The following is a 26,405-nucleotide window of genomic DNA, read 5'->3' on the forward strand; positions in this document are numbered from 1 at the left end:
CTTGGCTCAGGCGTTGCTGCTCGTGATGCCCCAGCGCGCCAGGGCGGCATCGTCGTCCACGCGCGCATCGACCCAGCGCGCGCCGTCGGGCGTCTGCTCCTTCTTCCAGAACGGCGCCTGCGTCTTGAGGTAGTCCATCAGGAACTCGCAGGCCTGGAAGCTCTGGCCGCGGTGGGCCGAGATCACCGCCACCATCATGATCTGGTCGAGCGGCTGCAAGAGGCCGACGCGATGGATCACGCGCGCGCCGAGGATGTCGAAGCGGCGATGCGCCTCGTCGATCATGGCTTCGATGGATTTCTCGGTCATGCCGGGGTAGTGCTCGAGCTCCATCGAAGCGACCGCATCCCCATCGTTGCGGTCACGCACGGTGCCGATGAAGCTGCAGACCGCTCCGACCCGCTTGTCGTCGCCGCGCAACGCGGCGATCTCGTGCGCGAGGTCGAAATCGCCTGTTTGAATGAAAACGCGTGGGCTGCCCATGGCCGGATTGTGGCACCGCGCTAGACTGCGGCGATGCCTTCCCGCGCCCCGCACCGCCACCCCGCTTCGCCCGAAGCGATGGCCTGCGTGCGCGTGGGCGGCAAAGCCAAAAAACCAGAGCTCGTCTGACCGGAGCTTCGGTTCCGTCGTCGGATGAGCGACGGAACTGCAAGGCTCCAGCTGAAGCTGTTTTCTCGTGTGCGCGCATCCGATGGTGGTTCTTCCATCGGTCGATTCCTGAAGGACATCCGCGTGCACCCCTCTTCTTCCACCCCTGATTTCTCGGGCCTCTGGATCCCGCTCGTGACACCGTTTCGCAAGGGCGGCACCGTCGACCACGCGGCGCTCGCCGCGCTGGCCGAGCGGCTCGCGTCCACCGGCATTGCCGGCTTCGTGGTCTGCGGCTCGACCGGCGAGGCAGCGGCGCTCGACGGCGACGAACAGCTGGCCGTGCTCGCCACGGTCGCGAAGGCCGCGCCCGCGCTGCCGCGCATCATGGGCATCTCGGGCTACCACCTCGGCAAGACGCTGGACTGGGTGCACCGGCTGAACGACTGCGGGCTGGCCGGGCTGCTGGTGCCGGCGCCGAGCTACATCCGGCCCTCGCAGGCAGGCCTCGTCGCGTGGTTCGGCGCGATCGCTGAAGCGAGCACCGTGCCGCTCCTGGTCTACGACATCCCCTACCGCACCGGCGCGACGATCGCGCGCGAGACGCTGCTCTCGCTCGCGGCCCATCCGCGCATCCGCGGGGTCAAGGATTGCGGCGGCGACATGACCAAGACCCGGGCGCTGATCGCCGACGGCCGCCTCCAGGTGCTGGCCGGCGAAGACGCACAGCTCTTCGGCACGCTGGCCGAGGGCGGCGTGGGCGCCATCGCGGCCAGCGCGCATCTGCAGACCGCGCGTTTCGTGCAGGTCGTTCAGCTGTTGCGCGAAGGCCGGCTGGCCGAAGCGCGCGCGCAATGGCAGCCTTTGCTGCCCTTGATCGAAGCGCTCTTCGCCGAACCGAACCCCGGACCGTTGAAGGCCGTGCTCGCCAACGAAGGATGGATGCAGGACGAGTTGCGCGCGCCGATGACGCGGGCCGGCAGCGCGCTGCGCGAGCACCTCTTTCGGATGCAGGCCGCGCTCAGCCGCCTGTGACCGGCGGGAAGAAGGCCACTTCCTGGCCTTCGCGCAGCGCAGCGCTCTCGGCGCTCATGACCTGATCGAGCGCCATGCGCACGGCCTTGCCGCGAGCCAGCGCGCTTGCATGGGGCTCGCCGCGCGCGATCAACTCGTCGCGCAGCGCGGCCAGATCGGACGCGCCGGTCTCGACGGTCTCGCTGCCGGTTCCCAGTGCCTCGCGCACCGAGGCGAAATAACGCACCGTGACTTTCATGTTCAGGCCAGGAGCGATGCGAAGGGAATGAACTGCACGGTGTCGCCGGCCTTGAAGGGCCGGCCCGCCGGCGTGTCGATCACGCCGTCGCCCCAGACCATCGAGGTCAGCACGCCGGAGCTCTGGTTGCCGAACAGGTCGAGCCCGCCCGCGGCGTTGCGCCGCGCGCGCAGGAACTCGCGGCGCCGGTCGGCGCGCGGCCAGTCGAAATCGGCACGCATCGCGATCGGCGCCGGCGCCACGCGCGTCGCGCCCTGCAGAGTGAGCAGGAACGGGCGCACGAGCAGCAGGAATGTCAGGAAGCTCGAAACCGGGTTGCCGGGCAGCCCGGTGAGGTGCGCGTCGCCGATGCGGCCGTAGGCGAAGGGCTTGCCCGGCTTCATCGAGAGCGACCACAGGTCGAGCTGGCCCAGCGCCTGCACGGCGGCCTTGATGTGGTCTTCCTCGCCGACCGACACGCCGCCGGTGGTGATGATCACGTCGCTGCGAAGCGACGCGGCGCGCAGGGCCTCGATGGTCGCGTCGCGCCGGTCAGGCACGATGCCCAGATCGTTCACCTCGCAGCCCAGCCGCTGGAGCAGCGCCCGCATGAAGAAGCGGTTGGAGTTGTAGATCGAGCCCGGCTTCATCGCCTCGGGCGCCACCTCGCCGGGCATCACGAGTTCGTCGCCGGTCGACAGCAGCGTGACGCGCGGGCGTTTCGCCACCTGCAACCGGTCGAGGCCGACGCTGGCGGCCAGCCCCAGGCCCGCGGGCGTGAGGCGTTCGCCCCTGGACAGCACCACGTCGCCGGCCGCCACGTCTTCGCCGGCGCGGCGAATCCACCGGCCCGCGGTGGGCACGGTCTCGATGCGCACGCTTCCGAGGCCACCCTCCTCGGGCAGCGCGCTCGTGTCTTCCTGCATCACGACCGCGTCGGCGCCTTCGGGAATCTGCGCGCCGGTGAAGATACGCGCTGCCGTGCCGGCCGCAAGCGGCGTGCCCACGCTGCCGGCCGGAATGCGCTGCGCCACCCGCAACACCGCGCCGGGTGCCGCGCAATCGGCTACGCGCAGCGCGTAGCCGTCCATCGAGCTGTTGTCACGCGGCGGCACGGTGAGTGCCGACACCACGTCCTGTGCGAGCACGCGGCCGTCGGCCTCGAAGGTGGAGACGCTTTCGATGCCGACTTGCGGCGTGGCGGCCGCGAGCAGGCGCGCGAGCGCTTCGTCGAGCGGCATCAAGGGAGGACGTGCGGATGGATCAGCCATGGCGTTCCACCTTGTACTCGAAACGCCCCGCGTTCTGCAGCAGCCAGTCGCCGATGCCATCGACGTCATTCAGGTCGAAGATCGGCAGCTCGGTGGCGGTAGGCAGGCGTTCCGGCGTGTCGGTCGCGATCGCGACGATGTGCGCGTCTTCCACGTAGCGCGCGGGGCGAGCGGCCTCGCCCTCCCCGGGCTCGCGCCAGATCTCGATCTTGAGCAGGTCGCTGTGCTTGAAGCCTTCGACCAGCACCCAGTCGACACGGTCATCGAGCTCGGCCACCAGGTCGTGCACGCCGAGCTGCGTCGGTCGCTCGAACTCGCGGATCAGCGCGAGCCGCTTGTCCGACCCGACCACCACCTCGAAGGCACCGGCTTCGCGATGCCGGAAGGTGTCCTTGCCCGGATGGTCGATGTCGAACTTGTGATGGGCATGCTTGACCACCGAAACGCGCTGGCCGTGCAGCTTGAGCACGGGGATCAGGCGTTCGACCAGCGTGGTCTTGCCCGCGCCCGAAAAGCCGGCGAAGCCGATGACTTTCATGCGCCGCCTTCGCGATCAATCACAGTGCTGGGCAATGTAGGCTTTCACCGCCTCGGCCTCGGCCGGCAGCTTGACGACGCGCTTGGGCAGCGCCTCGATGCCTTCGAAGCGCGCGGGGCGCTCGGGCTCATGGCCCAGTGCCTCGACGATGGTTTCGGCGAACTTGATGGGCAGCGCGGTCTCGAGCACGATCATCGGAATGCCCGGTGCGAGATGCTCGCGGGCGGCCTTGAGGCCATCGGCCGTGTGTGTGTCGATCAGCGTGGCGAAGCGCTTGTCCGTGTCGCGGATGGTCGCGAGCCGATCCGCATGCGTGCTGCGGCTGCTCGCGAAACCGAAGCGTTCGGAAGCCTGCGCGAAGGCCGGGTCGGCGCTCAGGTCGAAGCGGCCGTTGCGGCCGAGCTCGCCTTCGAACAGGCCGCGCGCCTTCGCTGCATCGCGGCCCACGAGATCGAACACGAAGCGCTCGAAGTTGCTGGCCTTGGAGATGTCCATCGAGGGGCTCGAGGTCTCGTGCGTGTCGGCGGCCGAGCGCACGCGGTAGACGCCGGTGCGGAAGAACTCGTCGAGCACGTCGTTCTCGTTGGTCGCGACCACCAGCGTGCGGATCGGCAGGCCCATCGAACGCGCCACGTGGCCGGCGCAGACGTTGCCGAAGTTGCCGGAAGGCACGGTAAAGCTCACCTGCTTTTCGTTGTCCGCCGTCGCTTGAAAGTAACCAGCGAAGTAATAGACCACCTGCGCCAGGAGGCGCGCCCAGTTGATCGAATTGACGGTGCCGATCCTGTACTTGCGCTTGAAATTCAGGTCGTTCGAGACCGCCTTGACGATGTCCTGGCAATCGTCGAACACGCCGGCGATCGCGATGTTGTGGATGTTGGCGTCCTGCAGGCTGAACATCTGCGCCTGCTGGAACGGGCTCATGCGGCCGTCGGGCGAGGTCATGAAGACGCGCACGCCCTTCTTGCCGCGCATCGCGTATTCGGCGGCGCTGCCGGTGTCGCCGCTGGTCGCGCCGAGGATGTTGAGCTCCTCGCCGCGGCGCGCGAGTTCGTACTCGAACAGGTTGCCGAGCAGCTGCATCGCCATGTCCTTGAAGGCGAGCGTGGGGCCGTTGGACAGGGCCTCGAGATAGACGCCATCTTCGAGCTCGCGCAGCGGCACGATCTCGGGCGTGCCGAACACCTCGGCGGTGTAGGTCTTGGCGCAGATCGCCTTCAGGTCGGCCGGCGGAATGTCGTCGATGTAGAGCGAGAGCACTTCGAAGGCCAGATCGGCGTACGGCAGGCCGCGCCACTTCGCGAGCGTGGCCGCGTCGACCTGCGGGTAGCGCTCGGGCAGGTACAAGCCGCCGTCGGGCGCCAGGCCTTCCAGCAGGATCTCGCAGAAGCGGCGGCGGTCCGGATGGCCGCGCGTGGACAGGTAGCGCATCAGGACAGCTCTTCCTTGCGGATGCGCACGATCGGCGCCAGCACCGTGGGCAGCGCCTGCAGCTGGGCGAGCGCGTCGTCCAGCGTGCCTTCGCGCGTGTCGTGCGTGAGGATGATCAGGTCGGTCTGCGTCGAACCCTCGCCGCCCACCTCGTCGGCTTCGCGCTGCAGCACCGCATCGATGCTGATGCCGGCCGTGGCGAGCAGCCCCGTGACCTGGGCCAGCACGCCGGCCTCGTCGGCGACGCGCAGGCGCAGGTAGTAGCTGGTCACGACCTCGGCCATCGGCAGCACCTTGAGGTCGCTCATGGCGTCGGGATGGAAGGCCAGGTGCGGCACGCGGTGCGCCGCGTCGGCCGTGTGCAGACGGGTGATGTCGACCAGGTCGGCGATCACCGCGCTGGCGGTGGGCTCGCTGCCGGCGCCTTTGCCGTAGTAGAGCGTGGTGCCGACGGCATCGCCGTTGACCACTACGGCGTTCATCGCGCCTTCGACGTTCGCGAGCAGGCGTTTCGAGGGCACGAGACTCGGGTGCACTCGCAGTTCGATGCCCTGCGCCTTCCGCTTGGTGATGCCGAGCAGCTTGATGCGGTAGCCGAGCTGCTCGGCGTACTTGATGTCCTGCGCCGCGAGCTTGGTGATGCCCTCGATATGCGCCCTGTCGAACTGGACCGGGATGCCGAAGGCGATGGCGCTCATCAGCGTGACCTTGTGCGCGGCGTCGATGCCTTCGATGTCGAAGGTCGGGTCGGCTTCGGCGTAACCGAGGCGTTGCGCCTCCTTCAGCACGGTGCCGAAATCGAGGCCCTTGTCGCGCATCTCCGAGAGGATGAAGTTGGTGGTGCCGTTGATGATGCCGGCGATCCACTGGATGCTGTTGGCCGTGAGCCCTTCGCGCAGCGCCTTGATGATCGGGATGCCGCCGGCCACGGCGGCCTCGAAGGCCACCATCACGCCCTTGGCATGGGCGGCCGCGAAGATTTCGGTGCCGTGCACCGCGAGCAGCGCCTTGTTGGCGGTAACCACGTGCTTGCCCGCGGCGATCGCCTCGAGCACCAGTTCCTTCGCGATGCCGTAGCCGCCGATCAGCTCGATCACGATGTCGATGTCGGGGTTGGCGATCACGGCGCGCGCGTCGTTCACGACCTGCACGCCCTCGCCGACGGCAGCCTTGGCGCGCGCCAGGTCGAGGTCGGCGACCATCGTGATCTCGATGCCGCGCCCGGCACGGCGCTTGATTTCTTCCTGGTTGCGCCGCAGCACCTGAAAGGTGCCGCTACCGACCGTGCCGATGCCGAGCAGGCCTACTTGGATGGGTTTCATTCGTTTCGTCTCTTGAGCGATGAGGGCCTCAGGCGGCGGCCCGGTTTCTGTAGCGTTCGAGGAAGTCGGCGATGCGCTGCACCGCTTCGCGCAGGTCTTCCTCATGCGGGAGGAACACGATGCGGAAATGGTCCGGCGTCGCCCAGTTGAAGCCGGTGCCCTGCACCAGCATCACCTTGGTTTCCTTCAGCAGCTCGAGAAAGAACTGCCGGTCGTCGTCGATCGGGTAGACCTTGGGGTCCAGCTTGGGGAACATGTAGAGCGCGGCATTCGGCTTGACGCAAGTCACCCCGGGGATGGCGGTGATGAGCTCGTAGGCCAGATCGCGCTGGTGGCGCAGGCGGCCGCCGGGCCCCACGAGGTCGTTGATGCTCTGGTAGCCGCCGAGCGCCGTCTGGATCGCCCATTGACCCGGCACGTTGGGACACAGGCGCATGTTCGAAAGCATGTTGAGGCCTTCGATGTAGTCCTGCGCGATCTTCTTGTCGCCCGACACCACGAGCCAGCCGGCGCGGTAGCCGCAGGAGCGGTAGCTCTTCGACAGCGAGTTGAAGGTCAGGGTCAGCACGTCCTTCGACAGGCTGGCGATGGCGGTGTGCTTGACGCCGTCGTACAGCACCTTGTCGTAGACCTCGTCGGCAAGGATCACGAGGCCGTGCTCGCGCGCGATCGCGACAATGCTCTGGAGCAGCTCGTCCGAATACAGCGCCCCCGTCGGATTGTTGGGGTTGATGACCACGATGCCCTTGGTCCGGGGCGTGATCTTGGCGCGGATGTCGTCGAGGCTCGGCATCCACCCGTTGTCCTCGTCGCAGAGATAGTGCACCGGCTTGCCGCCCGAAAGGCTCGCGACCGCAGTCCACAGCGGGTAGTCGGGGGCAGGCAGCAGCAGCTCGTCGCCGTCGTTGAGCAGCGCGTTGGCGGCCATCGCGATCAATTCGCTGGCGCCGTTGCCCAGGTAGATGTCGTCGAGCGTCACGCCCGCGATGCCCTGTTTCTGGGTCTCGTGCATCACCGCCTTGCGCGCCGCGAAGATGCCCTTGCTGTCCGAGTAGCCGGACGAGGCCGGCAGGTTGCGGATCATGTCCTGCTGCACCTCTTCGGGCGCATCGAAGCCGAACGGCGCGAGGTTGCCGATATTGAGCTTGATGATCTTCTGGCCCTCTTCCTCCATCTGCTTCGCGGCGTCCATGATCGGGCCGCGGATGTCGTAGAGCACGTTGGCCAGCTTGGCCGATTTCTTGATCGCTTTCAAAGTCCCTCCAAGGGCGTCTGCACGGGGGAAAACCTATAATTTGACCACAGTTCCCCCGGCCTCCCGATGAAGCTCCAGCCCGACAAATCCGACGTCCAGACCCTCACCGCACACGGTCCCGGCTGGGTGGCCGTCAACTACGAGAAGATCGAAAGCAGCGTGGTGATCGGCTCGCGCGGCGAGCGCTTCGCGTGGGACTGCACCCGCTTCGACCAGCTCGGCGCCGAGCATTTCGCGCAGTTGGCCTCGATGGGCGCCGAACTGATCATCTTCGGCAGCGGCGGGCGCATCCGTTTTCCGCAGGCAGCCTGGCTGCAGCCACTCATGGCGCAGCGCACGGGCGTGGAGACCATGGACACGGCCGCCGCCTGCCGCACCTACAACATCCTCGCGGGCGAAGGCCGTCATGTGGTTGCCGCCCTGCTGGTCGAGAGGCCGGATGACGGCAAATAGAGGGCGTTTCGGGGTAAAATAGCGGGTTGCAAAGCGGCAGCCCGCCCAGTAAAGCAACGACCAATCCTCCATTTCGAGCGCCTCCAGAGCCAGGAGCGGGCTCGAACATGGAATCAAACGGAGAAAACAAGTTTCATGGCGATCGTTGTCAACAAACCCATTCCCGAATTCGACGCCAACGCCACCGGCGGCATCAAGGTTTCGAACACCTCGCACCTCGGGCACGTGCTGGTGATGTACTTCTACCCCAAGGACAACACGCCCGGTTGCACCACCGAAGCGATGCAGTTCCGCGACCGCTACAAGGATTTCGTGAAAGCCGGCGCCACCGTTTTCGGCGTGTCGCGCGACAACATGAAGTCGCACGACGAATTCAAGGCCAAGCTCGAGCTCCCTTTCGAGCTGATCGCCGACACCGAAGAAAAGATGTGCCACATGTTCGGCGTGGTCAAGAACAAGATCATGTACGGCAAGAAGGTCAAGGGCATCGAGCGCAGCACCTTTCTGATCGGTGCCGACGGCGTGCTCAAGGCCGAATGGCGCGGCCTCAAGGTCCCAGGCCATGTCGATGACGTGCTCAAAGCAGTCAAGGCGCTCAAGAAGGCCGCCTGATCTCCTGCAAGCGTGTACTTTTGCGCGGTCGCGTTGGCGATGCGCAACGTTCACGGGAGGTGACACATTCGATGTGCATAATGGTTTCATGCCGTTGAGCTCCACGACCGCATCCCCCGAACAAAGCCGCCCTGGTCTTCAGGCGGCTTTTTCGCTTTCTGGCCTCTTTCTTTTTGCGAGCGAACTGCCCCATGCCCCTGCCTCCCGCACCCACGAAACGCGCCGCATTGCTTTCGCCGGACGCGCACGACGCGCCCGCCCGTTCTTCGCACGGAAGAAACGGCCGCCGCTCGTCCGATCGGCGAACTGAAGAGACCCGGTCCAGCGGGCCCCAGCCGCTCGAACTGCTCGACCGTCACGCCGCAGAAGGCGGCGGCAGCATCGAGGCGCCGCCCGTGCCCAAAGTCAGGGCGCTGGCGCCCTCTCCGGCGCCGACCGCGCCGTCGCGCAGCCAGATCGAGAGCCGCCCCGCTCCAGCCCCCGCTGCACCACAGAACGCGGCGCGCGCCAAGCGCAGCAAACCCAACGGCCCGGCCAAGCTGTTCGTGCTGGACACCAACGTGCTGCTGCACGACCCGATGTGCCTGTTCCGCTTCGAGGAGCACGACATCTTCCTGCCGATGATCGTGCTGGAGGAACTCGACGGCCACAAGAAAGGCACGACCGAAGTCGCGCGCAACGGCCGCCAGACCAGCCGCACCCTCGATGCGCTCGCCGGCACGCAGGGCGCCGACATCGCCAAGGGCCTGAAGCTCGACTCCACCGGCCACCGGGAGTCCGGCGGCAAGCTGTTCTTCCAGACCGCTCCGCTCGACTATGCGCTGCCGACCAGCTTGCCCCAGGGCAAGGCCGACAACCAGATCCTTGGCGTCGTCCAGGCACTGCGCGACCTCTATGCCCAGGACGCGCCCGGCCGGCCGAAGCAGGAGGTCGTGCTGGTGTCGAAAGACATCAACATGCGCGTCAAGGCGCGTGCACTCGGCCTCGCGGCGGACGACTACCAGAACGACAAGACGCTCGAAGACGGCGACCTGCTCTACTCCGGCTCGCTGGCGCTGCCGGCCGATTTCTGGACGCGCCAGAGCAAGACCATCGAAAGCTGGCAGAGCGGCAGCAGCACCTTCTACCGCATCAGCGGCCCGATCGTCCCGAACCTCTACATCAACCAGTTCGTCTACTTCGAGGCGCCCGGCGAGCCGAGCATGTATGCACGGGTCACCGAGATCCGGGACAAGACGGCGGTGCTCAAGACGCTCAAGGATTACGGGTCGATCAAGAATGCCGTCTGGGGCGTGAACACGCGCAACCGCGAGCAGAACTTCGCGATGAACCTGCTGATGGACCCCGAGGTCGACTTCGTCACGCTGACCGGCACCGCCGGCACCGGCAAGACGCTGATGGCGCTGGCATCGGGCCTCACCCAGGTGCTCGACGATCGGCGCTACACCGAGATCATCATGACCCGCGCGACCGTGAGCGTCGGCGAAGACATCGGCTTCCTGCCCGGCACCGAAGAGGAAAAGATGGGGCCCTGGATGGGCGCGCTCGACGACAACCTCGAGTTCCTGGCCAAGGGCGACAGCGGCGGCGCCGGCGAATGGGGCCGCGCGGCCACCAACGAGCTGATTCGCAGCCGCATCAAGATCAAGAGCATGAACTTCATGCGCGGGCGCACCTTCCTGAACAAGTACGTGATCATCGACGAGGCGCAGAACCTGACGCCCAAGCAGATGAAGACGCTGGTCACGCGCGCGGGCCCGGGCACCAAGATCATCTGCATGGGCAACCTGGCGCAGATCGACACACCCTATCTCACAGAAGGCTCCTCCGGCCTGACCTTCGCGGTCGACAAGTTCAAGGGCTGGCCGCACAGCGGGCACATCACGCTGGCGCGCGGCGAACGCTCGCGCCTGGCGGATTTCGCGAGCGACGTGCTGTAGCCGGCCTGCGTTCCTGCGCTTTGCGCGAAGGCTGCTGACAGGACGTTGTCAGTAGCCTCCGCGCAGCATTGGCGGCATGAACCGCAGGAATTGGATCGCCGTCGCCAGCGCAGAACATGCACGCCGTGGGCGCGACCACGCCGGCCTGGGCTTCATGCAGGTCGGCCATGGCAAACTCGCGCCCCTCCGGCGCCTCGCGCCGGGTGATCGTGTCGCCTATTACGCGCCCGCCACGGTGCTCCACGGCACCGACAAGCTGCAGAGCTTCGTCTCGATCGGCGTCGTGCAGAAGGGCGAGCCCTACGAAGCGGACATGGGCGGCGGCTTCGTGGCGTGGCGACGCGACGTGGGCTACGTGGCCGCGCAGGAGGCACCGATCCTGCCGCTCATCGACCACCTCGACTTCGTCGAGGACCCGAAGCGCTGGGGCTACAAGCTCCGCTTCGGGCTGCTCGAAGTCAGCGACCACGACATCCACCTGATCGCCGGCGCCATGAACGCCAGCATCAGGGCATTGGACCTTTGATTCAAGAGGAGAAGAAACCATGCAACCCCAGCTCCAACGCCATGACGCGTTCAGCATCGCCGGCCTGACCGTGCGAACCACAAACCGCGAGGAAAACGATCCGCAATCGGCCCGGATCGGGAAGCTCTGGACGCGCTTCTTCGACGAGCGAGCCTATGAAAGGCCGCACCGGATCAACGACATGCGGCTCTACGGCGTCTATTCGGCCTACGAATCCGATGCGCACGGCGCCTTCGACATCACGACCGGCGTGGCCGTCTCGGACGGCCCGGCGACCGTGCGGATCGAAGCCGGCGATTACCTCGTCTTCAGCGGACAAGGCGAAATGCCGCAGATGGTGCTCGCGGTCTGGCAGTCGATCTGGCAGTATTTCGAGCAGCACCCGGAAATCAAGCGCACCTATCGCAGCGACTTCGAGGCTTACAGCGGCCCCGACCAGGTCGCCATCCACATCGGCGTCACCCTGGACTGACAAAGATTTCGACAAGAAGCCCGTTCGACATTGACTTGCCTGCATGCGCCGCGCCGACCGCCTGTTCCAGATCGTCCAGCTCATCCGCGGGCGACGACTCACGACCGCCGCATTCCTGGGACAGCGCCTGGAAGTGTCGGAACGCACCGTCTACCGCGATGTGGCCGACCTGCAGCGCCAGGGCGTGCCGATCGAAGGGGAAGCCGGCGTCGGCTACCGCTTGGGCGCCGGCTTCGACCTGCCGCCGCTCATGTTCACGCAGGATGAGGCCGCGGCCCTCGTCGCCTCGGCGAGGCTGGCCCAGAGCTCGGTCGATCCCGCCCTGGCGCGCGACATCCAGACCGCGCTCGGCAAGATCCTCTCGGTGCTGCCGCCGGCAGCGCGCGCCTCGGCAGAAAGCCTGGCGCTCTTCGCGCCGGCGTTCTCCATCGACGATGGCACGCGCGCCCGTTTGCAGACGCTGCGCGAAGCGGTGCAGTCGCGCAACAAGCTGAGCATGGACTACCGCGACGTCAGCGGCGCGCCGAGCCAGCGCATCGTGCGGCCGCTCGGCTGTTTCTATTGGGGCCGGGTCTGGACCTTCTCGGCCTGGTGCGAGCTGCGGCAGGACTTTCGAGCCTTCCGGATCGATCGCATCGACCAGGTCGAAGTTCTGCCCGAGCGCTTTCGCGACGAACCCGGCAAGACGCTGGCCGAGATGCTGCGCCGCCTGCAGGAGGACCCGGCGGAACCTCAATCGTCCGGGCTGCGGTAGCGTCCGTCCGCGCCGCCGGCCAGGGTCAGAAGTCGGCGCCTCCGCCGCCAGCCAGGTTCTCGAACTTGGTGAGCGGCTTGAGGAATGCAAGCTTGACCGTGCCCGTCGGGCCGTTGCGATGCTTGCTGATGATCACCTCGGCCACGCCGGGCTCCTTGCTGTTCTTGTCGTAGTAGTCGTCGCGGTAGATGAACATGATGATGTCGGCGTCCTGCTCGATGGCACCGGACTCCCGGAGATCGCTCATCATCGGACGCTTGTCGGTCCGGCTTTCCACACCGCGGCTGAGCTGCGACAACGCGATCACCGGGCATTTGAGTTCCTTTGCCAGCATCTTCAGTCCGCGCGAGATCTCGCCCACGGCCGTGGCGCGGTTCTCGTCGCTCATGCTGCTCGACACGCTCATCAGCTGAAGGTAGTCGACCACGATCAGGCCGAGCTTCCCGTACTGGCGCGCGAGGCGGCGTGCGTTTGCACGAAGTTCGCTGGTCGTGAGGCCCGGTGTCTCGTCGATGTGCAGCGACACGTTGCGCAGCTTCTCGATGGCCTCGGTGAGGCGCGGCCATTCTTCGTCGGTGAGCTTGCCGGTCCGCAGGTGCCCCTGGTCGATGCGCCCGATCGAGCCGACGATACGCACCGCCAGCTGCGAAGCGCCCATTTCCATCGAGAACACCGCGACCGGCAACCCCTCGTTGAGCGCCACATGCTCGGCGATGTTGATCGCCAGCGAAGTCTTCCCCATGGACGGACGCGCGGCCAGCACGATCATGTCCCCCGGCTGCAGGCCCGAGGTCATCTTGTCGAAGTCGTAGAAACCCGTGCGCACACCGGTGATGTCGTTGGGGTTCTCCGCCATCTCGGTCACGCGGTCCAGCAGTTCGACCACCAGGGAATCCATGCCCTGGAAGCCCTGCTTCATGCGCGTGCCTTCCTCACCGATGTTGAAGATCTTCTGTTCGGCCTCGTCGAGGATCTTGTCGACCGACTTGCCTTGGGTATTGAAAGCGTTGGTCGCGATTTCGTCGCTGGCGCTCACCAGCTTGCGCAGGATCGAGCGCTCGCGCACGATCTCTGCGTAGCGGCGAATGTTGCTCGCGCTCGGCACGTACTGCGCCAGCGAATTCAGGTAGACCAGACCGCCGATTTCCTCGGCCTTGCCAAGGTTCTGCAGCTGCTCGTAGACGGTGATCACGTCAGCCGGCTTGCTGGCGTTGATCAGCGTTCCTATCGCCGCATAGATCAGCTTGTGCTCGTGGCGATAGAAGTCGCCGTCGACGAGCAGGTCGCCCATGCGGTCCCAGGCGCCGTTGTCGAGCAAGAGGCCGCCGAGCACGCTCGATTCGGCCTCGATCGAATGCGGGGGGATGCGCAGCTGCGCAACTTGGCGGTCGGCCGACGGATCGTTGTCGGCATAGGAGAAAACGGCGGACATGGACTTCCTTGCAGCCGCACATGCTAAGCGGCACGGCGGACGGCGTCACCTTATAAGGCTGTGGATAAACGGTGAGTTGTCGGTGCAATGCGCGGGACAACACAGCAGGCCAAAAAGAAAGGCCGCCCAAAGGCGGCCCACAAGGACAAGTTCGCACCAGCGATCTTGTTTTCTCCTTGCCGAAGGCTTACGCGCTTTCGCCGTACACCGTGACGGTGATGTCGACCACCACGTCGGTGTGCAGTGCAACGCTGACGGTGCTGTCGCCGACGGTCTTGATCGGGCCGTTGGGCATGCGCACCTGCGACTTCGCGACCTTGTAGCCCTGCTTGTTGAGCTCTTCGGCGATGTCGTGGTTGGTCACCGAGCCGAACAGGCGGCCGTCGACGCCGGCTTTCTGCGTCAGCTTGACGGTGGTGCCGGCGAGCTTCTCGCCCTGGGCTTGCGATTCGGCCAGCTTGGCAGCCGCGGCCTTTTCGAGTTCGACGCGCTTGGCTTCGAATTCGGCCTTGTTGGCTTCGGTGGCGCGGCGTGCGCGGCCCGAGGGGATCAGGAAGTTGCGCGCGTAGCCGTCCTTGACTTTGACGATCTCGCCGAGCACGCCGAGGTTGACGACCTTGTCCAGAAGAATGACTTGCATGGTGTCTTGCTCCTTAAACGCGGTGTTGGTCGCTGTACGGCACCATCGCGAGGAAGCGTGCGCGCTTGATCGCGGTGTTGAGCTGGCGCTGGTAGATCGCGCGCGTGCCGGTCAGGCGCGCGGGGATGATCTTGCCGTTTTCGCTGATGAAATCGCGCAGCGTGTCGATGTCCTTGTAGTCGATCTCTTCGACGCCGGCGACGGTGAAGCGGCAGAAGCGCTTGCGCTTGAACAGCAGCGACTGGGTGTTGCGCTTCGGGCGCTTGTCTTTGTTGAATTTCTTGAACGTGGCCATTGTGGGACCTCTTTTCGAAAATTAATCTTGCTGAAAATCCTGGATGTGCAGCACTGGGTGCTTGCCGTTGCCCGGTGTCGCGAGGAAGCCCTGAAAACGCCAGAGACTTCCCAACGCCTGTCTCGCGAGCCGCTCGGCCACTGCGCCGAAGGCCACGGCCTTGAGGGCCGCCTTGATCTGCCGGGGCTGGGCCGCTTCGGTCACCGTCGACTCGTGCTCGAGTCGCAGGTCGATAGCAGGCAGGCCGGCAGGCGTGAAGCGCAAGGTACCGAGTTCGGCGACGCAGGCAGTCAGCACGAGGCTGTTGACTGCGGCAGCGCTCACACCATCAGTTGTTGTTGGCGGCGTACTCGGCCTGCTGAGCCTTGCGGGCCTCTTCGCGCTCGACCGTCTTCATCATCGACGACGGGCCGGTCTCAGCCTTCTTCTTGACCACGGTGAGGTGGCGCAGGACGGCGTCGTTGAATTTGAACGCGTGCTCGAGTTCGGCCATCACGGCCTGCTCGGCCTCGATGTTCACGCACAGGTAGTGCGCCTTGTTGAGCTTGTTGATCTGGTAGGCCAGCTGACGGCGGCCCCAGTCTTCGACGCGGTGGACCTTGCCGCCGCCGGCCGTGATCAGGCCCTTGTAGCGCTCCAGCATGGCCGGAACTTGCTCGCTTTGATCCGGATGGATCAGCAGAATGATTTCGTAGTGACGCATGGCACTCCTTGTGGATCTTCCGTGGAAGGGATAAAGCCACCTGCAGCGTCGGTCGCAGTGTGGCAAGGCAAAGCCGGCTATTGTAGCAGGGTATCGCCGTCCGGGAAGTGCCTGAAGATCGTCAAAGGCCCAGGGCGCGATCGAGTGCGGCCGCCCTCTCCGGGCCCACTGCGTCGCGGATCTTGGGCGACAGGGCGAGCAGTTCCTCGTAGGTCGATGTGCCTTCGACCGAGAGATTGAGCCTGAAGCCCCGCAGGCCGAGGCTGCCGGTGAGTTGGGTCGCGATCGGATAGGCGTCCTTGTAGCGTTGCTGATTCGAGCGCCCCGGGGCTGGGTGCGCCGCGGACGCCTCCGTCGGGGCGGGCGCGGCCGGCCGCGCGGCCTCCTTCGGAACTTCAACGGCCGGCGCAGCCGAATTGGGCGGGACCGAAACCGTCCCTGCGTTGGCCGCATCGGCCGTTCCGCCCACCTGCCCGAGCAAGCCGAGTTCGACCATCTGGTCGATGTCCTCGCGTGCGATGCCCATGCCGGCATCGAGCACTTCGCTCACCGAGCGTTTGCCATCGCACAGGATGAAGGCCGAGCGTTGGCGCGGCGTGAGCCGGATCGAACGGTCCTTGAGCGCCTGCTGCCCGGCTTCCGTCTTGACAAGAATCATGCTGTCCCCCAACGCGAATTTCCCGAGAGCGATCGAGGTTTCATGGTTGTCCTCTGTCTACGCTCTCGGGGCTGCGCCTCCCCTAGGTCATGAGTTTGACACTAAAGATTCATCTGGTTGCAATTACACCGAGCTGACATGGGAATTACAAGCCGGGTGTGACGAAATTTGTAGCGCGGCGGTGACAGGCCGCCCGCCGCGCTTCGAGCTTCGAGCTTCGAGCTTCGAGCTTCGAGCTTCAGCGTTGCGCCAGTTGCTGCCAGGTGTCGATCACACTGTCCGGGTTCAGGGAGATCGACTCGATGCCCTCTTCCGCCAGCCAGAGCGCGAAGTCGGGATGGTCGCTGGGCCCCTGCCCGCAGATCCCCACGTACTTGCCCTGGGCCTTGCAGGCCTTGATCACGCGGCTCAGCAAGGCCTTGACTGCGGGGTCGCGCTCGTCGAAGTCGGCCGCCAGCAGTTCGAGACCGGAATCGCGGTCGAGACCCAGAGTGAGCTGCGTCAGGTCGTTCGATCCGATCGAGAAGCCGTCGAAGTACTTCAAGAACTCCTCGGGCAGGATCGCATTGCTCGGCACCTCGCACATCATGATCAGCTTGAGTTCGTTCTCTCCGCGCTTCAGGCCATGCTCGCCCAGCAATCCCGTGACGCGCTCGGCCTGGCCCAGGGTGCGCACGAAGGGCACCATGATCTGCACGTTGGTCAGGCCCATCTCGTTGCGCACGCGCTTGAGCGCCTCGCATTCCATGGCAAAGGCTTCGCCGAAGTCCGCGCTCAGGTAGCGCGCCGCGCCACGGAAGCCGAGCATCGGGTTTTCTTCCTCCGGCTCGTAGCGGCTGCCGCCGATCAGCTTGCGGTATTCGTTGGACTTGAAGTCGGACAGGCGCACGATCACCTGCTTGGGCCAGAACGCGGCGCCGATGGTGGCGATGCCTTCGGCGACCTTGTCGACGTAGAAGGCGCGCGGCGAGGCATGGCCGCGCGCCACCGATTCGACGGCCTTCTTGAGGTCCGCATCGACATTCGGGTAGTCGAGGATCGCCTTGGGATGCACGCCGATGTTGTTGTTGATGATGAATTCGAGCCGCGCCAGGCCGACCCCGTGGTTCGGCAACTGGGCAAAGTCGAAGGCGAGCTGCGGATTGCCCACGTTCATCATGAGCTTGATGTCGATCTCGGGCATTTCGCCGCGCTGGACTTCAGTGACTTCGGTTTCCAGCAGGCCGTCGTAGATGAAGCCGGTATCGCCTTCGGCGCAGCTCACCGTGACCAGGGTGCCGTCCTTCAGCAGGTCGGTGGCATCGCCGCAGCCGACCACGGCCGGAATGCCGAGTTCGCGCGCGATGATCGCCGCATGGCAGGTGCGGCCGCCGCGGTTGGTGACGATCGCGGCAGCGCGCTTCATCACCGGTTCCCAGTTCGGGTCGGTCATGTCGGTTACCAGCACATCGCCGGGCTGGACCTTGTCCATCTCGCTGATGCTGTGAACCAGGCGCACCGGACCGGTGCCGATCTTCTGCCCGATGGCGCGCCCCTCGGCCAGCACGGCGCCCTTGGCCAGCAGCTTGTAGCGCTGCTCAGCCTTGCCCTGCTGCTGGCTCTTCACGGTTTCGGGGCGCGCCTGCAGGATGTAGAGCTGGCCGTCGGTACCGTCCTTGCCCCACTCGATGTCCATCGGACGGCCATAGTGCTCCTCGATGACCAAGGCGTACTTCGCAAGCTGCTCGACATCGGCGTCGCTCAGCGAATAGCGGTTGCGCTGCTCGGTCGGCACGTCGGTGGTCTTCACCAGCTTGCCGCTGGCCGCCTTTTCCTCCGCGCTCGCGAACTCCATCTGGATCAGCTTGGAGCCGAGGTTGCGCCGGATCACCGCGCGCTTGCCGGCTCGAAGGGTGGGCTTGTGCACGTAGAACTCGTCGGGATTCACCGCGCCCTGCACCACCGTCTCGCCCAGGCCGTAGCTCGAGGTGATGAAGACCACGTCCTCGAAGCCGGACTCGGTATCGATCGTGAACATCACGCCCGCAGCGCCCAGGTCGCTGCGCACCATGCGCTGCACGCCGGCCGACAGCGCCACGACGTCATGGGCGAAACCCTTGTGAACCCGGTAGCTGATGGCGCGATCGTTGTAGAGGGAGGCGAACACCTCCTTCATCTTGTGGAGCACGTCGTCGATGCCCACCACATTGAGGAAGGTCTCCTGCTGGCCCGCGAACGAGGCGTCTGGAAGGTCTTCTGCGGTGGCCGACGAGCGCACGGCAAAAGAGGCTTCGGGGTTGCCCGCGCTGAGCTTGGCGAAGGCCTCGCCGATCGCCTTCTGCAGGTCGGCCGGGAAAGGCTGGGCCTCGACCATGGCGCGGATCTCGGCGCCGACCGTGGCCAGCGCGCGCACGTCCTCGGTATTCAGGCTCTTGAGCTTGGCGCTGATCCGGTCGGCCAAGCCGTCGTGGGCGAGAAACTGGCGGAACGCGTGGGCGGTGGTCGCAAACCCCGTGGGCACACGAACCCCCTGGGGCAGTTGGGAAATCATCTCGCCGAGGCTGGCGTTCTTGCCGCCGACCGACTCGACGTCGGTCATCCTCAGGTTTTCAAACGCAACGACCAGGGCGGTCGCTTCGAAGAGTGCAGACATGGGAAAGCTCCAGAAGTTAAAACCGGGGCAACATGCAGACGGCGCGACGCAATCGTTCTTTTTGCTCTGGGCGCAGGGGCGGTGTGCATGAAAGAAGGCATTGGGATTGGGGAACGGCGCTGGCGCATTCCCGATAATGGGCCGGATTGTAGGCGCCGCCCGCTTCGGCGCGCCGCAGGACAAGGCCGCCAACCATGCACACGCGCACCGTTTTCTTCGTTTCCGACGGCACCGGCATCACTGCCGAAACCTTCGGTAACGCCGTCCTCGCCCAGTTCGAGATGAAGCCCCGCCACGTGCGGCTGCCCTTCACCGACACGGTCGACAAGGCCCACCAGGCCGTGCGGCGGATCAATCACACGGCCGAAATCGAGGGTCTGCGGCCGATCGTCTTCACGACGCTGGCCAACATGGACGTGCTCGAGGTGATCGAGACCGGCTGCAAGGGCATGCTGCTCGACATGTTCGGCACCTTCGTGCGGCCGCTCGAAATCGAGCTGGCGATGAAGTCGAACCATCGCATCGGCCGCTTCAGCGACGTGAGCAAGAGCAAGGAATACAACGCGCGGATCCAGGCCATCGACTTCAGCCTGGCGCACGACGACGGCCAGAGCAACCGCGACCTCGACGGCGCCGACGTGATCCTGGTCGGCGTCAGCCGCAGCGGCAAGACGCCCACTTCGCTCTATCTCGCCATGCAGCATGGCCTGAAGGCCGCGAACTACCCGCTGATCCCCGAAGACTTCGACCGCCGGCAGTTGCCGCCAGCCCTGATGCCACATCGCAAGAAGATCTTCGGCCTCACGATCCAGCCCGAGCGCCTGAGCGAGATCCGCAACGAACGGCGCCCGAACTCGCGCTACGCGAGCATCGAGAATTGCCGGCATGAGGTGAGCGAGGCCGAGGCGATGATGCGGCGGGCCGGCATCCGCTGGCTGTCGACCACCACCAAGTCGATCGAGGAAATCGCGACCACCATCCTGCAGGAGCTGCGGCCCGAGCGGCTAACCTACTGATTGGCTTTTACTAAGATTGATCTTATGATCTGCGGATGGCTCCCAAACCTCCCGCAGATGCGATGCACACCGCCGTGCGTCTGCGCGCGGCGGTTTCGCAGCTGACACGGCATCTTCGTTCGCAGGGCAGTACAGACCAGCCGGGTTCGGCCAAGCTGAGCGTGCTCGGACAGCTGTACCGGCGCGGCCCGCTGACGCCGACGCAACTGGCGCTGCACGAGCGGGTCAAGCTCCAGACCTTGACGAGGCTGCTCGCAGAAATCGAGACCGATGGCCTCGTGGAGCGTCGTGCCCACGAGGGCGACGCGCGCAAATCGATCCTGTCCCTGACTGCCGCAGGCGCGCATCTGCTCACCGCCGAGGTGCATCGCAGGGAGGCGTCGCTTGCATCCGCGCTCGGCGCACAGCTGAGCGCCGGTGAGCGCGCGCAATTGCTCGCGGCCTGCGAGCTCATCGACCGTGTGGCCGAAGGCTTGGGCGCGCAGCCTTCAACAGTCCCGGTCGGCCGTTCATGAACGACGCCACGTTGCGCCACGGCCTTCAACTGGCGGCCGCGGTAGTGCTGTCCTACCTGGCGTCCGATGCCCTGCATATGCCCGAGAGCTTCTGGGCCGTGATGAGCGCCTTGATCGTGATGCGCCCGACCACGGGCTCCACGCTCGGTGCGGGCTGGGACCGGGTGCGCGGCACGCTGGCCGGTACCGGCCTGGGACTGGCCGGTGTCTGGCTGCAGCATCACATCGGGGTGGGGTCGACGGCGGCCACGCTCGGCATCGTGGCACTGCTCGCGCTGGGGAGCGCATGGATTGCTTCGATGCGCAGCGCGCCGATCGCTGCATTGATCGTGCTGTCCAGCGGCGGGATCGCGGGCCACCCGGCGCTCGAGGTCGCCGGCCTGCGCGTGGTCGAGATTGCGATCGGGATCTCGACGGGCGTGGCGATCTCCATGCTGGGGCTGGCATCGCGCACGCAAGCGCGCTTCGATGCGGCGTGTGCGTCGGTCTTGCGGCGCATCGCGGCCGACGTGCAACGCGATCTCGGCCCGGCGCCTTTGACGCCGGAAGAAAAGGAGGCCGCCGCTGGCGCAGCGCGGCTCGCATTGCGCGACTTGGCCGTGATGGCGGTGGGCGCCGATCGGGAAGCGAAGCTCTGGCGCTGCCTGCGCCGCAGAGCGCAGGACGGCGCCGAGGATTGCGCCCGGACGGCGCAGCTCGTGGCACGCATCGCGCATGACGCCGCCCTGTTCGCTCGGCTGGCCGAGAGCGCGCCGCTCGCGCGCGACGATGCAGCATGGACAGCACTCGGCCAAGCCGCGGGGCGAGCGCTCGAAAGCAGCGCAGAAAGCCTGGAAGCAGGCGCTCCACCCGATCTTGCCGCATTGCGCCGGTTCGCCCCGGCCTCGCCTTCTTCGCCGATCCCGTGGATCGCACCCGCCGCCCGCCTGCTGATGCAGGACTTGACGGGCCTCGCCCACCTTCGCATTCAGGCAGCCACGGCCTCCTCTGCCGGCGCCGAGGTCCGGATCAGGTGATCGAAGGCGCTGAGCGCGGCCTTCGCACCATCGCCGGCCGCAATGATGATCTGCTTGAACGGCACCGTCGTCGCATCGCCCGCCGCGAACACGCCGGGCACCGAGGTCTGGCCCTTCGCGTCGACCACGATCTCGCCGTGCTTCGAGAGCTCGACCGTGCCCTTGAGCCAATCGGTGTTGGGCACCAGTCCGATCTGCACGAACACGCCTTCGAGTTCCACCTGGTGGCTCTCGCCCGTCGCGCGGTCCTTGTAGATCAGGCCGTTGACCTTCTGCTTGTCGCCGGTGATCTCGGTCGTCTGTGCGTTGGTGACGATCCTGACGTTCGCCAGGCTCTTCAGCTTGCGCTGCAGCACCGCGTCGGCGCGCAGTTGCGTGTCGTACTCGATCAGCGACACGTGGCCCACGATGCCGGCGAGGTCGATCGCCGCTTCGACGCCCGAATTGCCGCCGCCGATCACGGCCACGCGCTTGCCCTTGAAGAGCGGGCCGTCGCAGTGCGGGCAGTAGGCCACGCCCTTGTTCTTGTACTCGTGCTCGCCCGGCACGTTGATGTTGCGCCAGCGCGCCCCGGTCGAGATCACGACCGAGCGGCTCTTGAGCGAAGCACCGTTCTCGAGCTTGATCTCGATGAAATCCGTGCCCGGCACCAGCGCCGCGGCGCGCTGCAGGTTCATGATGTCGACCTCGTAGTTGCGCACGTGCTCCTCGAGCGCCAGCGCGAACTTGGGTCCTTCGGTTTCCTTGATCGAGATGAAGTTCTCGATGCCCATGGTGTCGAGCACCTGGCCGCCGAAGCGCTCGGACGCCACGCCTGTGCGGATGCCCTTGCGCGCCGCATACACGGCCGCTGCCGCGCCGGCCGGCCCGCCGCCGACGATGAGCACGTCGAACGGAGCCTTGCCGGCGATCTTTTTCGCCTCGCGCTCGACGCCGCTGGTGTCGATCTTGGCCAGGATTTCTTCCAGGCTCATGCGGCCCTGGCCGAATTCGGTGCCGTTCAGGAACACGGTCGGCACGGCCATGATCTGGCGTTCTTTCACCTCGTCCTGGAACAGCGAGCCGTCGATCATGGTGGTCTTGATGCGCGGGTTCTGCACCGCCATCAGATTGAGCGCCTGCACGACGTCCGGGCAGTTGTGGCAAGTGAGCGAGATGTAGATCTCGAACTCGAAATCGCCGTCGAGCGCGCGAATCTGCTGCAGCACGGCTTCGTCGACCTTGGGCGGATAGCCGCCGACCTGCAGCAACGCGAGCACCAGCGAGGTGAATTCGTGGCCCATCGGAATGCCCGCGAAGCGCGGGCCATGGCTCTGGCTCGGCCGGTTGATCGAGAACGAGGGCTTGCGATGGTTGTCGTCGCGGCTCTCGGTCACCTTCACCAGCGAAGACGAGTCGGCTACGTCCTTCAGCAACGATTGCAGATCGCCCGACGCCTTGCTGTCGTCGAGCGAAGCGACGATTTCGATCGGCTGCGTGATGCGGTCGAGATAGCTTTTCAGTTGTGCCTTGGTGCCGGCGTCGAGCATGGTGAACTCACTTTGAAAATACGAGGGGAACAAAAAAGCCCGGGAGCGAAACGCGCCCGGGCCTGGCGCAAACGGCGAGTTAGATCTTGCCGACGAGGTCGAAGGAAGGCTTGAGCGTTTCGGCGCCTTCGGTCCACTTGGCCGGGCAGACCTCACCGGGGTGGGCAGCCACGTACTGGGCGGCCTTCACGCGGCGCAGCAGCTCGGCGGCGTCGCGGCCGATGCCGTTGTCGTGCACTTCGATGGTCTTGATCTTGCCTTCGGGGTCGATCACGAAGGTGCCGCGATAGGCGAGGCCTGCGTCTTCGCCCTCTTCGATGAGGACCTGGAAGGCACGTGCGAGTTGCTGGCTCGGGTCGCCGATCAGCGGGTACTGGACCTTGCCGATGGTTTCCGAGGTGTCGTGCCAGGCCTTGTGGGTGAAGTGGGTGTCGGTCGACACGCCATACACCTCGACGCCGAGCTTCTGGAATTCAGCATAGTGGTCGGCCAGGTCGCCCAGTTCGGTCGGGCACACGAAAGTGAAGTCGGCCGGGTAGAACACCACGACGGACCACTTGCCCTTGAAGTTTTCGTTGCTGACCGGAACGAACTTGCCGTTGTGGTACGCGGTGGCCTTGAACGGGATGATTTCGGTGTTGATCAGGGACATTCAGTTTTCCTTGGGTGACTGATGAAAGAAAGTGGCGAGCGATTAGTATAACTACCAATCAAGGCGAATTCATAGTTATGAACTATGAAAAAAATTGCGGTGGCCTATGAGGTCGGCGGCCACCGCCAAATGCGAACACCTATCACGATCAAACGCATGCAGACCGCCAGCGCATGGGTTTGCTTGCGTGCTGTCACGAGCGGCTCACACAATCGACGGTTTCAGAACAAGGAATAACCATGAAGGGCGACCCTCAAGTCATCGACCATCTCCAGGCGCAGCTCAAGAACGAGCTCACTGCGATCAACCAGTACTTCCTGCACTACCGCATGCTCAAGCACTGGGGCCTGGACAAGCTGGCCAAGAAGGAATACGAGGAGTCGATCGGCGAAATGAAACACGCCGACAAGCTCATGGATCGCATCTTTGTGCTCGACGGCCTGCCGAATCTTCAGGATCTGGCCAAGCTCAATGTCGGCGAAGACGTCCCCGAGATCCTGCAGTGCGACCTCACCGCAGAGACCGGCGCACAAGCCACCATCAAGGCCGGCATCGCCCACTGCGAATCGGTGCGCGACTATGTCTCGCGCGACCTGCTGCAAGAGATCCTGGACGACACCGAAGAGCACATCGACTTCCTCGAAACCCAGATCGATCTGGTCGACAAGGTCGGGCTGCAGAACTATCTGCAGTCGCAAATGGGCGAGATCGAGTAAGGCGCATCGCGCCATGCAGGCGGGCTGCGGCCCGCATTTTTTTGCCCGCATCGCATCTTGTAAATGGCATTCATTCTCATTTGCAAGGCTAGAATCGCGGGCTCCAATGCCCCCCGCCGCCACCGACAACCGCCGCCGCGCCTACTGGCTCAAGACCTTGCATGAATGGCATTGGGTCAGCTCGGCGCTCTGCCTGATCGGCATGGCGCTGTTCAGCGTCACGGGATTCACCCTCAATCATGCCGCCGGCATCGAAGCCAAGCCGAAGGTCAGCAGCCTGACCGGCACTATCGACAACGCGTTGCGCGGCCACCTCGCGCAACAACTGCCGGCTGCCAAGGCGCGAAAAGGCAAGGCCGAACTCCCGGCAGAACTTCAGGCCTGGGTGCACAAGCAATGGGCGATCGACACTTCGGGCCGCGAAGCCGAGTGGTCCGACGACGAAATCTATCTCTCGCTCCCGCGCCCCGGCGGCGACGCCTGGCTGCGGCTCAGCCTGTCCGACGGGCAGATCGAATACGAACGCACGGACCGCGGCTGGCTCTCCTATTTCAACGACCTGCACAAGGGCCGCCACACCGGCGTTGCCTGGAGCTGGTTCATCGACATTTTTGCGGCCGCCACGCTGGTGTTCTCGGTCACCGGCCTGTTCATTCTCAAGATGCACGCGGGCAACCGGCCTTTCACCTGGCCCATGGTGGGCATGGGTCTGGTCGTGCCGGTGCTGCTCGCGCTGTTGTTCATTCATTGATCCAGGAAAGAGGTTTTCCCGTGCAAGTTCGCTATTCGCTCGCGCTCGCAGCGCTCTTCGGCGCGCCCGCCTTCGCAGCCGGCCTCGCGGTCAACATCGAAGTGCCGCGCCTGACGGTGGCCGAATACCACCGCCCGTACGTCGCAGCGTGGATCGAGCGCGCCGACCAGTCGGTCGCCACCACGCTGGCCGTCTGGTACGACATCAAGAACAAGGGCAACGCGGAAGGCGAAGGCACCAAGTGGCTCAAGGACATGCGCCAGTGGTGGCGGCGCACGGGACGCGAGCTGCAAATGCCGGTCGACGGCGTGAGCAGCGCCACCCGCCCTGCCGGCAAGCACCAGATCAGCTTCACCGAAGGCTCGGTCGCGCTGCCGAAGCTGGCGCCGGGCGCCTACAAGCTGTACGTCGAAGCGGCACGCGAAGTCGGCGGCCGCGAGATCGTGAGCATTCCGTTCCAGTGGCCGCCGGCCAAAGCCGAGCAGCCCCAGGTCGCCGGCAACAGCGAGCTCGGCGAAGTCCGGCTCGAGCTCAAGCCCTGATCCATCCCCTTTCATCCTCCTCATCGGGTCTCACCATGAAGTTTGCTTTTCGCACCGCCGCCCTGGCCCTTGCTCTTTCCGCCGGCGCCGCTGCCGTGCAGGCGCACAACGTGTGGCTGCTGCCTTCGAGCACCGTGCTCTCGAAAGGCGACTGGATCACGGTCGACGCGGCCGTCTCGAACGACTTGTTCTTCTTCAATCACAACCCGCTGGCGCTCGACAACTTGGCCGTGACCGCACCAGACGGCAGCGCCGTGAAGGCCGAGAACATCCACAAGGGCAAGTTGCGCAGCGTGTTCGACCTCAACCTCGCGCAGCCCGGCACCTACCGCGTCGCGGTGCTCAATGGCGGCGTGTTTGCCCGCTGGAAGGACAAGGCCACCGGTCAACCCAAGCGCGCACGCGGCACGCCGGAGAACATTGCCAGCCAGATCCCGGCCGATGCGCAGGAGGTCGAGGTAACGCAGTCGGCCGGCCGCATCGAAACCTTCGTGACCGTGGGCAAGCCCGGTGTGCTCAAACCGAGCGGCAAGGGCCTGGAACTGGTGACCACCACCCATCCGACAGATCTGGTGAAGGGGGAGAAGGCCAGCTTCGTCTTGCAGATCGACGGGCAACCGGCCAAGGACCTCGAAGTGACGGTCACGCCCGGCAACACGCGCTACCGCGACAAGGTGGATGAGATCACGGCCAAGACCGACGCCAAGGGCCAGTTCTCCGTGATTTGGCCGCAAGCCGGCATGTACTGGCTCGAAGCCAGCACCAAGGACGGCAAGACCACGGTGCCGCAAGCCAAGGAGCGGCGCCTGAGCTATGCCGCCACCTTGGAAGTGATGCCCTGAACACGTCTCGGGACACGCCGCACAAGCGGCCTTCTTTCGCGGTCCGGCG

General features: G+C 65.4%; 30 protein-coding genes. 14 read left to right on the forward strand and 16 right to left on the reverse strand.

The window, feature by feature from the left end; all coding sequences use genetic code 11:
* Positions 1-6: 6 nt before the first annotated feature.
* Positions 7-483: a molybdenum cofactor biosynthesis protein MoaE gene (locus tag ACSQ9A_RS18210; protein ID WP_436304663.1), complete on the reverse strand. Its 477-nt coding sequence runs from the start codon at positions 481-483 to the stop codon at positions 7-9.
* A gap of 153 nt (positions 484-636) precedes the next feature.
* Here ACSQ9A_RS18210 and dapA point away from each other — a divergent pair, with 153 nt between their 5' ends.
* Entirely contained in the window at positions 637-1,626 is a 990-nt protein-coding gene (gene dapA, locus ACSQ9A_RS18215; RefSeq protein WP_436304664.1) for a 4-hydroxy-tetrahydrodipicolinate synthase, read from the forward strand.
* Here dapA and moaD read toward each other — a convergent pair.
* From moaD to ACSQ9A_RS18245, 6 genes are read right to left on the reverse strand one after another with little or no spacing between them, the layout of a single operon-like run.
* Positions 1,613-1,864: a molybdopterin converting factor subunit 1 gene (moaD, locus tag ACSQ9A_RS18220; protein ID WP_126836506.1), complete on the reverse strand. Its 252-nt coding sequence runs from the start codon at positions 1,862-1,864 to the stop codon at positions 1,613-1,615. The genes dapA and moaD overlap by 14 nt on opposite strands.
* 2 nt (positions 1,865-1,866) lie before the next feature.
* Complete coding sequence (locus ACSQ9A_RS18225) at positions 1,867-3,114, reverse strand: molybdopterin molybdotransferase MoeA (RefSeq protein ID WP_436304665.1); 1,248 nt, start codon at positions 3,112-3,114, stop codon at positions 1,867-1,869.
* Positions 3,107-3,652: a molybdopterin-guanine dinucleotide biosynthesis protein B gene (gene mobB / locus ACSQ9A_RS18230; RefSeq protein WP_436304666.1), complete on the reverse strand. Its 546-nt coding sequence runs from the start codon at positions 3,650-3,652 to the stop codon at positions 3,107-3,109. Before mobB ends, ACSQ9A_RS18225 begins: the two co-directional genes overlap by 8 nt.
* Before the next feature lie 15 nt (positions 3,653-3,667).
* A complete protein-coding gene (thrC, locus tag ACSQ9A_RS18235; RefSeq protein WP_436304667.1) occupies positions 3,668-5,083 on the reverse strand; it encodes a threonine synthase in 1,416 nt (471 codons plus the stop codon).
* On the reverse strand, positions 5,083-6,405 hold the full coding sequence (locus tag ACSQ9A_RS18240; protein ID WP_436304668.1) for a homoserine dehydrogenase: 1,323 nt from the start codon (positions 6,403-6,405) through the stop codon (positions 5,083-5,085). Before ACSQ9A_RS18240 ends, thrC begins: the two co-directional genes overlap by 1 nt.
* A gap of 28 nt (positions 6,406-6,433) precedes the next feature.
* Positions 6,434-7,660, reverse strand: coding sequence for a pyridoxal phosphate-dependent aminotransferase (locus ACSQ9A_RS18245; RefSeq protein ID WP_436304669.1), 1,227 nt, complete (start codon positions 7,658-7,660; stop codon positions 6,434-6,436).
* Positions 7,661-7,726: 66 nt separating this feature from the next.
* On the opposite strand from ACSQ9A_RS18245, the gene ACSQ9A_RS18250 reads away from it, so the two are divergent.
* The 6 genes from ACSQ9A_RS18250 to ACSQ9A_RS18275 all read left to right on the forward strand — a co-directional run bounded on the left by ACSQ9A_RS18250 (position 7,727) and on the right by ACSQ9A_RS18275 (position 12,417).
* A complete protein-coding gene (locus ACSQ9A_RS18250) occupies positions 7,727-8,113 on the forward strand; it encodes an Mth938-like domain-containing protein (RefSeq protein WP_436304670.1) in 387 nt (128 codons plus the stop codon).
* Positions 8,114-8,248: 135 nt separating this feature from the next.
* Positions 8,249-8,725, forward strand: coding sequence for a peroxiredoxin (locus ACSQ9A_RS18255; RefSeq protein ID WP_093109821.1), 477 nt, complete (start codon positions 8,249-8,251; stop codon positions 8,723-8,725).
* 191 nt (positions 8,726-8,916) lie between these two features.
* Positions 8,917-10,665 (forward strand): PhoH family protein, encoded by a 1,749-nt coding sequence (locus ACSQ9A_RS18260; RefSeq protein WP_436304671.1) that lies wholly within the window; start codon positions 8,917-8,919, stop codon positions 10,663-10,665.
* Positions 10,666-10,741: 76 nt separating this feature from the next.
* Positions 10,742-11,191, forward strand: a complete 450-nt coding sequence (locus tag ACSQ9A_RS18265; RefSeq protein WP_436291106.1) for an EVE domain-containing protein — start codon at positions 10,742-10,744, stop codon at positions 11,189-11,191.
* A 19-nt stretch (positions 11,192-11,210) separates the two neighbouring features.
* The gene (locus tag ACSQ9A_RS18270) at positions 11,211-11,663 is read left to right on the forward strand and encodes a GyrI-like domain-containing protein (protein WP_436304672.1); all 453 of its coding nucleotides are present in this window, start codon (positions 11,211-11,213) and stop codon (positions 11,661-11,663) included.
* A gap of 43 nt (positions 11,664-11,706) precedes the next feature.
* Positions 11,707-12,417, forward strand: a complete 711-nt coding sequence (locus ACSQ9A_RS18275) for a helix-turn-helix transcriptional regulator (protein ID WP_093109825.1) — start codon at positions 11,707-11,709, stop codon at positions 12,415-12,417.
* Between the two features lie 25 nt (positions 12,418-12,442).
* Here the strand turns inward: ACSQ9A_RS18275 and dnaB are convergent, their stop codons facing one another.
* The 7 genes from dnaB to ppsA form a co-directional block, all read right to left on the reverse strand.
* On the reverse strand, positions 12,443-13,849 hold the full coding sequence (gene dnaB / locus ACSQ9A_RS18280) for a replicative DNA helicase (protein ID WP_093109826.1): 1,407 nt from the start codon (positions 13,847-13,849) through the stop codon (positions 12,443-12,445).
* A gap of 187 nt (positions 13,850-14,036) precedes the next feature.
* Positions 14,037-14,489, reverse strand: a complete 453-nt coding sequence (gene rplI / locus ACSQ9A_RS18285) for a 50S ribosomal protein L9 (RefSeq protein ID WP_436291105.1) — start codon at positions 14,487-14,489, stop codon at positions 14,037-14,039.
* A 13-nt stretch (positions 14,490-14,502) separates the two neighbouring features.
* Positions 14,503-14,784 carry a 30S ribosomal protein S18 gene (rpsR, locus tag ACSQ9A_RS18290; RefSeq protein ID WP_007830781.1) on the reverse strand — a complete coding sequence of 94 codons (282 nt, stop codon included), beginning with the start codon at positions 14,782-14,784 and terminating at the stop codon, positions 14,503-14,505.
* A gap of 21 nt (positions 14,785-14,805) precedes the next feature.
* Positions 14,806-15,108 carry a primosomal replication protein N gene (gene priB, locus ACSQ9A_RS18295; RefSeq protein WP_244503991.1) on the reverse strand — a complete coding sequence of 101 codons (303 nt, stop codon included), beginning with the start codon at positions 15,106-15,108 and terminating at the stop codon, positions 14,806-14,808.
* 4 nt (positions 15,109-15,112) lie between these two features.
* Positions 15,113-15,487: a 30S ribosomal protein S6 gene (gene rpsF / locus ACSQ9A_RS18300; protein WP_093109828.1), complete on the reverse strand. Its 375-nt coding sequence runs from the start codon at positions 15,485-15,487 to the stop codon at positions 15,113-15,115.
* Positions 15,488-15,608: 121 nt separating this feature from the next.
* Positions 15,609-16,145 carry a hypothetical protein gene (locus tag ACSQ9A_RS18305; RefSeq protein ID WP_436304673.1) on the reverse strand — a complete coding sequence of 179 codons (537 nt, stop codon included), beginning with the start codon at positions 16,143-16,145 and terminating at the stop codon, positions 15,609-15,611.
* A gap of 238 nt (positions 16,146-16,383) precedes the next feature.
* Positions 16,384-18,777 (reverse strand): phosphoenolpyruvate synthase, encoded by a 2,394-nt coding sequence (ppsA, locus tag ACSQ9A_RS18310; protein ID WP_093109830.1) that lies wholly within the window; start codon positions 18,775-18,777, stop codon positions 16,384-16,386.
* Positions 18,778-18,971: 194 nt separating this feature from the next.
* Between ppsA and ppsR the strand changes: the two genes are divergently transcribed.
* From ppsR to ACSQ9A_RS18325, 3 genes are all read left to right on the forward strand, one after another.
* Positions 18,972-19,793: a posphoenolpyruvate synthetase regulatory kinase/phosphorylase PpsR gene (ppsR, locus tag ACSQ9A_RS18315; RefSeq protein ID WP_093109831.1), complete on the forward strand. Its 822-nt coding sequence runs from the start codon at positions 18,972-18,974 to the stop codon at positions 19,791-19,793.
* Between the two features lie 62 nt (positions 19,794-19,855).
* Entirely contained in the window at positions 19,856-20,308 is a 453-nt protein-coding gene (locus tag ACSQ9A_RS18320) for a MarR family winged helix-turn-helix transcriptional regulator (RefSeq protein ID WP_244503992.1), read from the forward strand.
* Positions 20,305-21,324, forward strand: coding sequence for an FUSC family protein (locus ACSQ9A_RS18325; RefSeq protein ID WP_436304674.1), 1,020 nt, complete (start codon positions 20,305-20,307; stop codon positions 21,322-21,324). Before ACSQ9A_RS18320 ends, ACSQ9A_RS18325 begins: the two co-directional genes overlap by 4 nt.
* On the opposite strand, the gene ahpF is transcribed toward ACSQ9A_RS18325, so the two are convergent.
* On the reverse strand, positions 21,276-22,853 hold the full coding sequence (ahpF, locus tag ACSQ9A_RS18330) for an alkyl hydroperoxide reductase subunit F (protein ID WP_436304675.1): 1,578 nt from the start codon (positions 22,851-22,853) through the stop codon (positions 21,276-21,278). The genes ACSQ9A_RS18325 and ahpF overlap by 49 nt on opposite strands.
* A 79-nt stretch (positions 22,854-22,932) precedes the next feature.
* On the reverse strand, positions 22,933-23,505 hold the full coding sequence (gene ahpC / locus ACSQ9A_RS18335) for an alkyl hydroperoxide reductase subunit C (RefSeq protein ID WP_093109835.1): 573 nt from the start codon (positions 23,503-23,505) through the stop codon (positions 22,933-22,935).
* A 239-nt stretch (positions 23,506-23,744) separates the two neighbouring features.
* On the opposite strand from ahpC, the gene bfr reads away from it, so the two are divergent.
* The 4 genes from bfr (at position 23,745) to ACSQ9A_RS18355 (ending at position 26,356) form a co-directional block, all read left to right on the forward strand.
* Positions 23,745-24,221 carry a bacterioferritin gene (gene bfr, locus ACSQ9A_RS18340; RefSeq protein WP_093109836.1) on the forward strand — a complete coding sequence of 159 codons (477 nt, stop codon included), beginning with the start codon at positions 23,745-23,747 and terminating at the stop codon, positions 24,219-24,221.
* Between the two features lie 106 nt (positions 24,222-24,327).
* Positions 24,328-24,972, forward strand: coding sequence for a PepSY-associated TM helix domain-containing protein (locus ACSQ9A_RS18345; RefSeq protein WP_436306320.1), 645 nt, complete (start codon positions 24,328-24,330; stop codon positions 24,970-24,972).
* A gap of 20 nt (positions 24,973-24,992) precedes the next feature.
* Positions 24,993-25,514, forward strand: coding sequence for a DUF2271 domain-containing protein (locus tag ACSQ9A_RS18350; protein WP_093109838.1), 522 nt, complete (start codon positions 24,993-24,995; stop codon positions 25,512-25,514).
* Between the two features lie 35 nt (positions 25,515-25,549).
* Positions 25,550-26,356, forward strand: a complete 807-nt coding sequence (locus ACSQ9A_RS18355) for a DUF4198 domain-containing protein (protein WP_093109839.1) — start codon at positions 25,550-25,552, stop codon at positions 26,354-26,356.
* Positions 26,357-26,405 lie beyond the last annotated feature (49 nt).

This window comes from Variovorax sp. LjRoot290, from assembly GCF_964253985.1.
Classification (GTDB): domain Bacteria; phylum Pseudomonadota; class Gammaproteobacteria; order Burkholderiales; family Burkholderiaceae_C; genus Variovorax.

What these genes read in the sequence shown, in the direction of transcription:
- dapA (WP_436304664.1), top strand. Translation starts at nt 637, where the DNA reads ATGAGCGACGGAACTGCAAGGCTCCAGCTGAAGCTGTTTTCTCGTGTG.
- ACSQ9A_RS18345 (WP_436306320.1), top strand. Translation starts at nt 24,328, where the DNA reads ATGCCCCCCGCCGCCACCGACAACCGCCGCCGCGCCTACTGGCTCAAG.
- ACSQ9A_RS18325 (WP_436304674.1), top strand. Translation starts at nt 20,305, where the DNA reads ATGAACGACGCCACGTTGCGCCACGGCCTTCAACTGGCGGCCGCGGTA.
- ACSQ9A_RS18250 (WP_436304670.1), top strand. Translation starts at nt 7,727, where the DNA reads ATGAAGCTCCAGCCCGACAAATCCGACGTCCAGACCCTCACCGCACAC.
- ACSQ9A_RS18210 (WP_436304663.1), bottom strand. Translation starts at nt 483, where the DNA reads ATGGGCAGCCCACGCGTTTTCATTCAAACAGGCGATTTCGACCTCGCG.
- ahpF (WP_436304675.1), bottom strand. Translation starts at nt 22,853, where the DNA reads ATGCTCGACGCCGGCACCAAGGCACAACTGAAAAGCTATCTCGACCGC.
- moaD (WP_126836506.1), bottom strand. Translation starts at nt 1,864, where the DNA reads ATGAAAGTCACGGTGCGTTATTTCGCCTCGGTGCGCGAGGCACTGGGA.
- ahpC (WP_093109835.1), bottom strand. Translation starts at nt 23,505, where the DNA reads ATGTCCCTGATCAACACCGAAATCATCCCGTTCAAGGCCACCGCGTAC.
- bfr (WP_093109836.1), top strand. Translation starts at nt 23,745, where the DNA reads ATGAAGGGCGACCCTCAAGTCATCGACCATCTCCAGGCGCAGCTCAAG.
- ACSQ9A_RS18270 (WP_436304672.1), top strand. Translation starts at nt 11,211, where the DNA reads ATGCAACCCCAGCTCCAACGCCATGACGCGTTCAGCATCGCCGGCCTG.
- ppsA (WP_093109830.1), bottom strand. Translation starts at nt 18,777, where the DNA reads ATGTCTGCACTCTTCGAAGCGACCGCCCTGGTCGTTGCGTTTGAAAAC.
- ACSQ9A_RS18305 (WP_436304673.1), bottom strand. Translation starts at nt 16,145, where the DNA reads ATGATTCTTGTCAAGACGGAAGCCGGGCAGCAGGCGCTCAAGGACCGT.
- ppsR (WP_093109831.1), top strand. Translation starts at nt 18,972, where the DNA reads ATGCACACGCGCACCGTTTTCTTCGTTTCCGACGGCACCGGCATCACT.
- rplI (WP_436291105.1), bottom strand. Translation starts at nt 14,489, where the DNA reads ATGCAAGTCATTCTTCTGGACAAGGTCGTCAACCTCGGCGTGCTCGGC.
- ACSQ9A_RS18320 (WP_244503992.1), top strand. Translation starts at nt 19,856, where the DNA reads ATGCACACCGCCGTGCGTCTGCGCGCGGCGGTTTCGCAGCTGACACGG.
- mobB (WP_436304666.1), bottom strand. Translation starts at nt 3,652, where the DNA reads ATGAAAGTCATCGGCTTCGCCGGCTTTTCGGGCGCGGGCAAGACCACG.
- ACSQ9A_RS18275 (WP_093109825.1), top strand. Translation starts at nt 11,707, where the DNA reads ATGCGCCGCGCCGACCGCCTGTTCCAGATCGTCCAGCTCATCCGCGGG.
- ACSQ9A_RS18225 (WP_436304665.1), bottom strand. Translation starts at nt 3,114, where the DNA reads ATGGCTGATCCATCCGCACGTCCTCCCTTGATGCCGCTCGACGAAGCG.
- ACSQ9A_RS18265 (WP_436291106.1), top strand. Translation starts at nt 10,742, where the DNA reads ATGAACCGCAGGAATTGGATCGCCGTCGCCAGCGCAGAACATGCACGC.
- ACSQ9A_RS18355 (WP_093109839.1), top strand. Translation starts at nt 25,550, where the DNA reads ATGAAGTTTGCTTTTCGCACCGCCGCCCTGGCCCTTGCTCTTTCCGCC.
- dnaB (WP_093109826.1), bottom strand. Translation starts at nt 13,849, where the DNA reads ATGTCCGCCGTTTTCTCCTATGCCGACAACGATCCGTCGGCCGACCGC.
- ACSQ9A_RS18240 (WP_436304668.1), bottom strand. Translation starts at nt 6,405, where the DNA reads ATGAAACCCATCCAAGTAGGCCTGCTCGGCATCGGCACGGTCGGTAGC.
- ACSQ9A_RS18260 (WP_436304671.1), top strand. Translation starts at nt 8,917, where the DNA reads ATGCCCCTGCCTCCCGCACCCACGAAACGCGCCGCATTGCTTTCGCCG.
- rpsF (WP_093109828.1), bottom strand. Translation starts at nt 15,487, where the DNA reads ATGCGTCACTACGAAATCATTCTGCTGATCCATCCGGATCAAAGCGAG.
- thrC (WP_436304667.1), bottom strand. Translation starts at nt 5,083, where the DNA reads ATGCGCTACCTGTCCACGCGCGGCCATCCGGACCGCCGCCGCTTCTGC.
- rpsR (WP_007830781.1), bottom strand. Translation starts at nt 14,784, where the DNA reads ATGGCCACGTTCAAGAAATTCAACAAAGACAAGCGCCCGAAGCGCAAC.
- ACSQ9A_RS18255 (WP_093109821.1), top strand. Translation starts at nt 8,249, where the DNA reads ATGGCGATCGTTGTCAACAAACCCATTCCCGAATTCGACGCCAACGCC.